Here is a 2,233-nt window from a genome sequence, read left to right on the forward strand (position 1 = left end):
TTAACGCAACTTATACCAATACTGATGCAACCGGAGATGTTACAGGGTTTATCGTTGGAAGTTATTCTACTAACTGGTCGAAAATCATCGGTGCAACTTTTGGTTCAAATAATTTAACCATCACTGGTGCAACACAAGGTATAACATTCACTGCCTTAAGCGAACCGACAATTACCATCACCAACGTTCCAAATCCTGCTTTTGTTTGCAACAACTCACCCATAACTTTAACATCTACCACCACTGCAGACCCGGTAGCAACTTTTGCATGGACTTCAATTCCCGCAGGATTTACTGGTTCTACCCAAGATATTACCGTAACCCCAACCATCGCTGGCACTTACAACGTAATGGTTACTGTAACTGATGGCAATGGGTTTACTGCTGAAGATGAAATTACTGTAAATATAAATCCTTTGCCAACAGCAACAATCTCTGGAACTACTGCTGTTTGCCAGAATGCAACTGCTCCGAACGTAACTTTTACCGGTGCTACCGGAATAGCCCCCTTCACTTTTACCTATACGATCAATGGTGGATCGAATCAGGCATTAGCCACCACCAGCGGAAACAGCGTTACTATTGCAGCGCCAACTGGCACAGCCGGAACTTTTACCTATTCCTTGGTTAGTGTTCAGGATGCCAGTTCCACAACTTGTTCGCAAAGTCAGGCAGGTACAGCAACCATCACGGTCAATCCGACACCAACAGTTACCAATGCCGCGAGTGCAAGCACCTGCAGCGGAACAGGTCCGAATATTGCATTGACAGCAAGTACACCGAGCAGTTTTTCCTGGACAATCGGAACAAGAACTGGTAGCATCACGGGAGCCAGTGCCGGATCAGGAGCAACGATCAATCAGGTTTTGACCAATCCAAGCAATGCAACAGCCGGCACCGTGCAATATGTCGTTACTCCAACTTCAACTACCGATTTATGTGCAGGGACGCCCTTTACCATTACCGTTACAGTTAAACCGATTCCTGTTGTAACGGCTACCCCTTCTTCTCAAACCTTTTGCACCGGTTCTTCAACTTCCATTTCGTTAACCAGTAGTGTTGTTGGAACCACCTTTGACTGGACTGTTGTTCAATCCGGAGTCTCTGGAGCATCTAACGGTTCAGGGGCAACAATTGTACAAACGCTGACCGCAACCGGAGCCTATGCAGGAACTGCCACTTATTCGATTATACCAACTGCGAATGGTTGTGCAGGATTGCCTGTTACTGTTGTCATTACTGTTAATACTCCACCTGCTATCACTCTTGATATTGCTGATCATTCTACCTGTAAAGATGTGGTGGTAACTTTTACTGCCGGTGCAAGTGGAACACCTACACCCACGGTACAGTGGTATGATAACGGAAACCTCATGACTGGCCAAACCTCCATTACGCTAACCCTTACGGCAGCGCCAAATATGAATAATAATAAATACAAAGCTGTATTTACGAATATATGTGGAACTGCTACGACTACAGAAGCCAAACTAATCGTTGGGTCACCGTTAAATGTTGATGCAACAAATACTACTGTCATATCTTGTGATGGCAGCTCGGGTAGTGATGTTTATTTAACTGCTACTGCCAATGGAGGTAATGGGGTGCTTTTAGGGCAATGGTTGCGAAGTATAGATAATGGGGCTACCTGGCAAGTAATCCCGGGAACAACTGTTACAACCACGAATGGAAACCTTACTATCAATTATCAAATCTTAGGAGGTAACTCATCCTATTTGTATAAAGCTCAGTTTATTAATGGCGGATGTGCCGAAAGTTACAGCGGGATTCAAAAGTTAATTGTAGTCCCTAATTCCTCTATGACAAAACCTTCAGACCTGACAGTCTGTAACGGACAACCTTCAACTGCTATCGATTTTGGTGCTTTGGCTCCAAACGCGAACTACTTCAATTGGACGAACAATAATACAAGTATTGGCCTTGGAGCAAGCGGTACTGTAACCACTACCTTCCCTTCTTTTACTGCAACTAATGCAACCGCAAACCCAATCACAGCAACGGTTACAGTATATCCAATGTACACCGGTGGTACCAATCCTTGCCAGGGACTGCCTCAAACTTTTACCATCACAGTCAACCCAAGTCCAGCTGCTCCTGTTGGTGTTGATGGTGTCAGTTGTGGTCCGGGCACAGTTACGCTCACTACCTCAGGATGCACTGGTGGAACATTAAACTGGTACAATGCTGCAAGCGGGGGTTCGTTGATAGGTAA

The 2,233-nt window shown here is 45.2% G+C and carries 1 protein-coding gene; it reads left to right on the forward strand.

From position 1 onward, the window contains the following. The coding region (locus Q8M88_RS14485) for a PKD-like domain-containing protein (protein ID WP_305597866.1) at positions 1-2,233 on the forward strand (2,233 nt) is incomplete at both ends.

This window comes from Phenylobacterium sp. (assembly GCF_030693805.1).
GTDB lineage: Bacteria > Pseudomonadota > Alphaproteobacteria > Caulobacterales > Caulobacteraceae > Phenylobacterium.